This window comes from Aestuariivirga sp., from assembly GCF_041738905.1.
Taxonomy (GTDB): Bacteria; Pseudomonadota; Alphaproteobacteria; order Rhizobiales; family Aestuariivirgaceae; genus Aestuariivirga.
Map to the genome: position 1 here is coordinate 38,759 of NZ_JBGSOZ010000113.1, position 6,676 is coordinate 45,434.

At 62.8% G+C, this 6,676-nt stretch carries 11 protein-coding genes; 4 read left to right on the top strand and 7 right to left on the bottom strand.

Translation table 11 applies throughout. From position 1 onward, the window contains the following. Window positions 1–6: 6 nt before the first annotated feature. Both ACEW8Q_RS09935 and ACEW8Q_RS09940 read left to right on the top strand, forming a co-directional pair. Window positions 7–564 (top strand): DUF1214 domain-containing protein, encoded by a 558-nt coding sequence (locus tag ACEW8Q_RS09935; RefSeq protein ID WP_373503896.1) that lies wholly within the window; start codon window positions 7–9, stop codon window positions 562–564. Further along, window positions 561–1,130, top strand: coding sequence for a hypothetical protein (locus ACEW8Q_RS09940; RefSeq protein ID WP_373503897.1), 570 nt, complete (start codon window positions 561–563; stop codon window positions 1,128–1,130). The genes ACEW8Q_RS09935 and ACEW8Q_RS09940 overlap by 4 nt, the downstream gene beginning before the upstream one ends. On the opposite strand, the gene ACEW8Q_RS09945 is transcribed toward ACEW8Q_RS09940, so the two are convergent. From ACEW8Q_RS09945 to ACEW8Q_RS09955, 3 genes are all read right to left on the bottom strand, one after another. Continuing rightward, complete coding sequence (locus ACEW8Q_RS09945) at window positions 1,124–1,333, bottom strand: hypothetical protein (RefSeq protein ID WP_373503898.1); 210 nt, start codon at window positions 1,331–1,333, stop codon at window positions 1,124–1,126. The two genes, ACEW8Q_RS09940 and ACEW8Q_RS09945, sit on opposite strands and share 7 nt — an antisense overlap. Before the next feature lie 72 nt (window positions 1,334–1,405). Continuing rightward, window positions 1,406–1,741, bottom strand: a complete 336-nt coding sequence (locus ACEW8Q_RS09950) for a DUF1491 family protein (protein ID WP_373503899.1) — start codon at window positions 1,739–1,741, stop codon at window positions 1,406–1,408. 4 nt (window positions 1,742–1,745) lie between these two features. After that, window positions 1,746–2,402, bottom strand: a complete 657-nt coding sequence (locus ACEW8Q_RS09955; RefSeq protein WP_373503900.1) for a peptidoglycan-binding protein — start codon at window positions 2,400–2,402, stop codon at window positions 1,746–1,748. A 311-nt stretch (window positions 2,403–2,713) separates the two neighbouring features. On the opposite strand from ACEW8Q_RS09955, the gene ACEW8Q_RS09960 reads away from it, so the two are divergent. Further along, window positions 2,714–3,175, top strand: coding sequence for a DUF5330 domain-containing protein (locus tag ACEW8Q_RS09960; protein ID WP_373503901.1), 462 nt, complete (start codon window positions 2,714–2,716; stop codon window positions 3,173–3,175). Between the two features lie 63 nt (window positions 3,176–3,238). Next, window positions 3,239–3,676: a SufE family protein gene (locus ACEW8Q_RS09965; RefSeq protein WP_373503902.1), complete on the top strand. Its 438-nt coding sequence runs from the start codon at window positions 3,239–3,241 to the stop codon at window positions 3,674–3,676. Here the strand turns inward: ACEW8Q_RS09965 and ACEW8Q_RS09970 are convergent. The 4 genes from ACEW8Q_RS09970 to ACEW8Q_RS09985 all read right to left on the bottom strand — a co-directional run. Continuing rightward, window positions 3,652–4,266, bottom strand: a complete 615-nt coding sequence (locus ACEW8Q_RS09970; protein WP_373503903.1) for a DUF6456 domain-containing protein — start codon at window positions 4,264–4,266, stop codon at window positions 3,652–3,654. The genes ACEW8Q_RS09965 and ACEW8Q_RS09970 overlap by 25 nt on opposite strands. Before the next feature lie 79 nt (window positions 4,267–4,345). Next, window positions 4,346–4,843, bottom strand: a complete 498-nt coding sequence (locus tag ACEW8Q_RS09975) for a PAS domain-containing protein (RefSeq protein WP_373503904.1) — start codon at window positions 4,841–4,843, stop codon at window positions 4,346–4,348. Between the two features lie 102 nt (window positions 4,844–4,945). Next, window positions 4,946–5,350: a MucR family transcriptional regulator gene (locus ACEW8Q_RS09980; RefSeq protein ID WP_373503905.1), complete on the bottom strand. Its 405-nt coding sequence runs from the start codon at window positions 5,348–5,350 to the stop codon at window positions 4,946–4,948. Between the two features lie 117 nt (window positions 5,351–5,467). After that, window positions 5,468–6,676 (bottom strand): DUF2336 domain-containing protein (locus ACEW8Q_RS09985; protein WP_373503906.1); only part of this gene is annotated, 1,209 nt, incomplete at its 5' end.

The following is a 6,676-nucleotide window of genomic DNA, read 5'->3' on the forward strand; positions in this document are numbered from 1 at the left end:
TCTGACATGCGGGGATTGATTGCGGCATTCACTTACATCGCGGCGGGAGCAGCGGTCGGCTGCTTCAGCGCCTATGCGCTGATACAGTCCTCGGGTGTCGAGCATCTGCAGTCCGGGACACCCTGGATCAGCCGTGGCCTTGGGCTGGCGGGGCCATGGAACTATCACGCGCGCGCGCATTACCTGATCGCGGGCCGCCTGCCGCCTGCTCCGGGTCAGTTGACAGAGGCCACCGCCGAAACCGACGATGACAACCAGCCCCTCACCTCATCCTGCCGCTACCGGTTGACCGCGACCAGCCCGCTGCCGCGCTGGTGGAGCCTCGCGGTGGCCGAATCGGCCAGTGCCAACGCCACGGTCCAGGCTACCGCCGATTCGGACAACGTGATCCGCGAGGCGGACGGTTCGTTGAGCATCGTGGCCTCCGTGTCGCCCGAGCCCGGTAACTGGCTGAAGACGCCGGTAGCGCGGCGTCTCACCGTGATCTATTCGGCGGTTCCGGCCAACAACCAGAAGTTCACATCTCCCCCGCCCTTCGACGTCAAGCGTGAGGCCTGCCGATGATGCGGCACCTGTTCTGGCTGGCCGTGGCGCTGGCGGCGGCGATGACGGCCCATGCCGCCTTCACGCTTTTCGTGCCGGGCTGGCTGTTCGCCCGCGAGGTGGCGCGGATGGCGTCCGCGAACGGAACCAACACTTTCTTCATCCTTCCGCCTGAGGACCAGGCACAGCTGTTCCCCGGCCTGCCGCGCCAGGGCGTGACCGGCATCTGCCTGTTCGACGTCTCAGCAGCGAATGTCACCTTCTCGGCTGACCTGCCGGACGGGTTCTGGGTGGCAACGATCTACACTGACAAGGCGGAGGCCATCTATTCGGTCAACCACCGTCAGTCAGGTTCCAACATCTTCAACGTGAGCCTTTCGCTGGCACCGGACTTGATCGAATCACTGGTCATGGCCACCGACAAGGAACGGCCGGAAATCGACAGCGGATGGACCGTGATGTCGCCCGAGCCGCGGGGCCTGGCCGTCGTGTGGTATCCGATCACGGAAGCGGGATTGCGCGCGGGCGCTGCCGAGGCCGTCGGGCGCTCACGCTGCGGGCCGGAAAAGAGTGCCAGGCCTCAGTAGAAATCGAATTCCGTCGCGCGGGCCTGCGCGGAGGATCCGGCACGCGCGGCGGGAAGGCGTTCGGCCAGATCATACATCAGCCGTTCGATCTGCACGCCTGGGAAGATGATGACTTCACCTGATGCTTCCAGCGGGTCCGCCGTCAGGGGACGGACGCGATTCATGGGAAACTCGATGACGGCACATATGGCACGGGCACTCATGGCATTCACTCTCTCGTTGCGGAGTGTCCTCCGGATGCCCGTCAGTTAAGCCCGGTCATGGTTAACAGTTGGCTAAGAGGAAACGGCAAGGCCCGCGGTCCCGCGCCGGTCCTCGACTTCAACGATCCAGATGTCGGGGTCGAACCGCTTTCGGCGTTCCAGAACATCCCGCACGTCGAGTGGCCCTGAAGGGGGCATGAGTTCCAGTGCCCAGCGCCGCTCGCCCTCATCGTCGTGCGATGGGCCGGGCGCGGGTCCGAAGAGATGGCAGGTTCCATCAAGGTGATCGACGACGACGTAGACCGCGCCGGCTTCCTCGGCCCCCCGCTTGACGACCGCACCGAAAATGCCCTCGACCATGCAGCGGCGCAGGAAGGCGGAAACCCAGATGCCGGATTTGAGGCGCAAGGCCCTATTGCGTGGCCAGTTCGGACTGGCCGCTCATCTTGCCCAGTTCAGCCATCAGCGCTTCGTTGATTTCGCCGGTCTCGGGCATCTTGCGATCACGCTGGAAGGCAAGGATGGCATTGCGCGTCTGGCGGGTGAGTTCGCCGTTGATCGCGCCCGGGCTGTAGGCCAGTTCCGCCAGCCCCGTCTGAACCCGCCTGATCGAGGCGCGGGCCTCGGCATCGGGATCGGCCTGGATGGTTCCGGTGAAAAGCGAGGCTTCCGCCACTTCGCGGGTGAAGCGGATATGGTCGGCCAAGTCCGCCGAGGGCTTTCCATCGGCCTCGAGGCCGGCTGCGGCCTGGTACGACGTGATGGCCTGGCGCGTCTTGCGGCCGATCACACCGTCGACGATGCCCTTGTAGTAACCTGCGGCGGCCAGTTCGCGCTGCACGGTTTCGACGACGGGATCATATTTGAGCTGGATGGTGCGGCCGCCCGAAACGGGTGCATCGACCTCGAGCCGCGCCATACCTTCCGGCACGTCCGCGCTCGCAGCCGCCATCGACCGGCCCATGTCTGGCTGGCCGAAGAAGGCGTTGCCCACGATGGCAAGGCTGATCAAAGAGGTCAGGCCCCAAGCGGCAAGCGGCAGCAGTTTCCGCCCCCGGTAGTCGTTCAACACCATCTCACGCATAAAGCCGACCCGAACTCACTTTAATCCCTCAGGGGCCAAGACCGCTGGCACGCTCCCTGTTCTGCCTCAACTTGCACCAGCACAGTTAACGGCGCCTTTCCGAACCGGGAACCCTCTTGGCATGTCCCAAGAGACATTCGCAGCCTCATGGTTAAAGCGAAGTTAAGGCCAAGTATAAAATTTTATTCAAAACAACATCAAATCCATCTTTCATTGTATTCAAATCCTGCCGTCTCGCTTTATCGCTCCGAAACATCATTTTGCTAGTGTCTCCGCAAGTAGAAAGGGGTGCGGGGATGCGTCTCATCAAAACAATACTGGTTCTCACGGGTGCGGGCTTCCTGATGCCGTCGCCGCCCGAGAATGTGGCCGCGCAGAGCGAGCCTGCGCCGCAGGTCTCGACCATCCAGATGTTGTCTTCGGCAACATCGGCCTTCTCCGATGTGGCGTCCTTCTGCGTCCGCCAGCCCGGCGTATGCGAGACCGCGACCTATGTCGCCGGACGGCTCGAGGCCAAGGCGAAGTATTCCGCGAAGCTCATCTACGAATGGGCATCGGATGCCACGAGTGATCCCGGAGTGCCGCAAGGTTCGCAGGAGGCCATCGCAGTCGATCCGCTGCAGACCGGTTCGGTCAAGCTGGCCGCGGCCGAGGAAAGGCCCGCCGAGAGCCAGTCGACTCTCGAGATCGAAGACCTGATCCCCGAGTGGCGCGGGCCGGTGCCGGCCAAGGCACCGCCCGTCAAGAAAGAAGGTTGAGGTTCGGGAGCGCTCCGCCTATCTGGTGGCTTCACCATCACCGGAACCGGAAGGCCTCCTCTCGTGGACCCCATTGAAACCCTGTTGTCCGACTTCGAGGTCCTCGACGACTGGGAAGACCGCTACAAGCATGTGATCGAGTTTGGCCGGGAGCTGCCGCCGCTGCCCGATGCCGACCATTCGCCTGACAACAAGGTGAGGGGCTGCGCCAGTCAGGTGTGGATCACCTCGAAGGCTGACAGCCGGACTCCGGACCCCATCCTCACCTTCTCGGGCGACAGCGATGCCCTGATCGTCAAGGGTCTCATCGCCATCGCCTTCATGATCTATTCGGGGAAAACGGCCTCCACCATCCTGGCCACCGATGCCGGCGAGGTCCTGGGCAAGCTGGGACTTTCGGGCCACCTCACCCAGCAACGCTCCAATGGCTTTGCCTCGATGATCCAGCGGATCAAGGCCGATGCGCAGGCGGCCCTTCAGGCCTCTTCCAGTTCGGCCTGAGCAATCGCCGGACGATAGTCCTCCACACCCCATTGCGAGATGCGCTGGCCCGGACGCGATCCATCCTGCGTCAATCCGTAATGCCGCGCCAGGGCGGTGAGCGCCAGGCCCAGGACGGCCTTGCCGCTGCGCTGCGGCAGGTTGAGCACCCGCTCTGCCTGTTCGAGCCCCGCCGCCATGCAACAGACATGCTGCAGAATGCTGGCAAGCTCGGGGCCAACTGCGGCGATCGCATTCTGATAGCGCTGGCGGGCCGCGATTGCGCCATCGCTGAGTTCGGCGGCTGCATTGCCGCCGCTGCCCGATCCGGCAAGATTCCAATTGGTGGTGGTCCGGCGGGCCATCATGGCACGCTCGAAGTCGGACCGCAGCCGTTCACCGGCCAGATACTGCGCGCTGCTGATGAGGGGCTGGCCCGAACGGTCCCGCCGCGTGCGGAGCCAGGAAAGCGGGCTTTCAGCATCATTGAATGTGGGGGCCGCATCGGCATGAGGTCCGGGGCGTTGCGGGCGGTGGCCTCCAAACCCGTTTGTTTGATCGGGGCTGGCCGTCGTTTCTTTGCGAGCATCGAAGGTATCGGCACGATCCATGGTAGAGTTCTCCTTGCGGAAGGAAAACTAGACATACCCAGAACAGGAATCAATACCTTTTATTTTGCTTTTTTTCCGATCACGCGGAATTGGCCTGCCGTTGCTCGTCATCCATCGCGGACAGGAAATAGTCGAGGCAGAGAATCATGCCGATGTGATCGCCCCCGGCAACCGCGAGCGGTAGCTTGATCCAGTACTGCACCAGATGCTCCTTGTTGACGCGCGGCCCGCGCACGATGCCTTGCGTCGGCTTGCCATCGAGGGCCGTATGGCGGTAGGCCGCCAACCAGTAGTCGCGTTTCGGCCCGAGATCGAGATCATCGAGGCAGAGGCCGGTGATCTCGCGGTCATAGACATCGCGAAGCCGTGTACCTGCCAGCCGCACCGTGCTGCGGCTAATCTCTTCATGAACATCGATCAGTGTGATGTATGGCAGAAGCCGTGGAATATGCGCGGGATTGATATCGCCGCGCGCCGGCATCGACTTGCCATCCGAACAGGTCAACCAGTAGTCGTAGATCTGCCGTTGCTCCGGCACGACCAGCTGTGCCCTAAACGCAATGTTGACCTGCCCCATAGCCAACGATGCCCCTTGCGAATCGATGCCCCATTTAACAATTCGTTTATGAATCGTGAAGGACTGATCCGCAAGAGTCAGCAAGCGAAGATTTTGCGAAACTTATGTTCCGCGCTTCTGGCCAAGGCCCATGTTCTTCGCCAGCTTCGAACGCGAGTTCGCATAGTTCGGCGCAACCATCGGATAATCCGAGGGAAGTCCCCACTTTTCCCGATACTGCTCCGGAGTCAAGTTGAAGTGCGTGCGCAGATGCCGCTTCAGGGACTTGAACTTCTTTCCGTCCTCGAGGCAGATCAGATAATCGGGCGTGATCGACTTCTTCACATTCACCGCGGGCTTTGCGTCGGCGGCGTCGTCGCGGGCCGCCGATCCGCTGGCGGCCTGCTCCAGGGCACGATGAACATCGGCAATGAGCTTCGGCAGATCGGCCTGTTCGACGGCGGTCTTGCCCACATAGGCCGCGACGATCTGCGTTGCGAGCTCAATGAGCGCAGTCTTGTTTTCCATGTCGGACGGCTTTCTCCCTGCAGCGGATTCCGGCCCGGTGTCAATCGGGACCAGCGAATCTACTTAGGGGAGAGGCGCGCAATCAACAAGAGCAGTTGAGAGAAGAACGGATGCTCTTCAATTGTGCGAGGCGTAGGGGCCCGACTTCCGCACATACCAGTCCCAGTAGGTGAGAAGGATGCGCGCCTTGTTGAAGGACAGGCCTTCGAAGATGGCCTGTAGCTCCTGCGGATCGCGATCGCTCCTGAGCAGGCCGGCCTCGGACTGGCGAAGCATGGTGATTGCATCCTCGAAACTAGCGCGCGTGCAGCCCAGCGCCTTCAGAAGCACGGTGAGCGGTTCGCCATCGCGATCGGAAAGGATGCGGAGTGCCGTGTCTCGCGCGATGCCGGCCAGTTCCGCGAATTGCGCCGAAGCTTCGTCGAGCCGGAAGGCGCACGCGCTGTCGAGGGCGGCGGTCACGGCTTCCTTCGGCGCGAATTTGGCGTCCGCGCCGGGTTCGCCGTTCTCGCCCGTGTGCGTTGCCAGCGTGATGCGGAGAATCTTGTTGAGTGTTTCGGAATCGGTGAGGAAGCGCGAGAAGATGAAACGGCGCAGTTCCGGCGGCACATCCCAGAACAGTTCGAAGGCGACGGGCGGCGGAAGGTCGGCACGCGTGGCGAGCGGCGCCAGCAGGGCCTGATGCAGGCCAGCGAATTCGGCAAGGCGGTAGAAAGCCTCGTGCGAGATCTGTGCACCGGGATTGCGGATCATGGTGAGCAGCACACCGGGATCGTTCGTCGAGATCAGATAGTCGCTCAGCACTGTCGAGAGCACGCGGCGGCGGGCGATCATCCTGAGCTTGGGCGAGTCTCCGTCGGGTGCCGCGTTCATCAGGTCCTGGTCGCTGATGTTCGAGCAGCGCTCGAGCAACGGGCTGACCACATCGTGGCGGGCATCGCGGATGAGCTTCGCCACCAGAAGTGCCGGTGGCGTTTCCATGATGGCCACGCGCTCGACCACGGCAATCAACTGCTTCACCGGAATGCGCGGCAAGATGCGAAGCAGCGTATCGGCGGCAAGCGTCCGCTCATGCGGCAGTGAACCGGTGCCGCCCGACATCATGTCGAGAAGTGTCAGGGCAAGATCGCCGGATTCCTCATCGGCTTCGGGCGTTTCCTCCGGGCGCGGTTCGGCGGCGCGAAACCGGCCGACCGGCTGCGCGAAGGGGTCAGCCGTATCGGCTTTCGCCTTCAGCAGGGCCGACGCCAGCCCGATACGATCGGCGAGGGCTTCCACGATGGGTGCCGCCTCTTCCGCCGCAACGGACATTTCAGGTTCGGGCAG

Coding starts and splice junctions, on each gene's coding strand:
- ACEW8Q_RS09935 (WP_373503896.1), top strand. CDS start 7: ATGCGGGGATTGATTGCGGCATTCACTTACATCGCGGCGGGAGCAGCG.
- ACEW8Q_RS09940 (WP_373503897.1), top strand. CDS start 561: ATGATGCGGCACCTGTTCTGGCTGGCCGTGGCGCTGGCGGCGGCGATG.
- ACEW8Q_RS09945 (WP_373503898.1), bottom strand. CDS start 1,333: ATGAGTGCCCGTGCCATATGTGCCGTCATCGAGTTTCCCATGAATCGC.
- ACEW8Q_RS09960 (WP_373503901.1), top strand. CDS start 2,714: ATGCGTCTCATCAAAACAATACTGGTTCTCACGGGTGCGGGCTTCCTG.
- ACEW8Q_RS09970 (WP_373503903.1), bottom strand. CDS start 4,266: ATGGATCGTGCCGATACCTTCGATGCTCGCAAAGAAACGACGGCCAGC.
- ACEW8Q_RS09975 (WP_373503904.1), bottom strand. CDS start 4,843: ATGGGGCAGGTCAACATTGCGTTTAGGGCACAGCTGGTCGTGCCGGAG.
- ACEW8Q_RS09980 (WP_373503905.1), bottom strand. CDS start 5,350: ATGGAAAACAAGACTGCGCTCATTGAGCTCGCAACGCAGATCGTCGCG.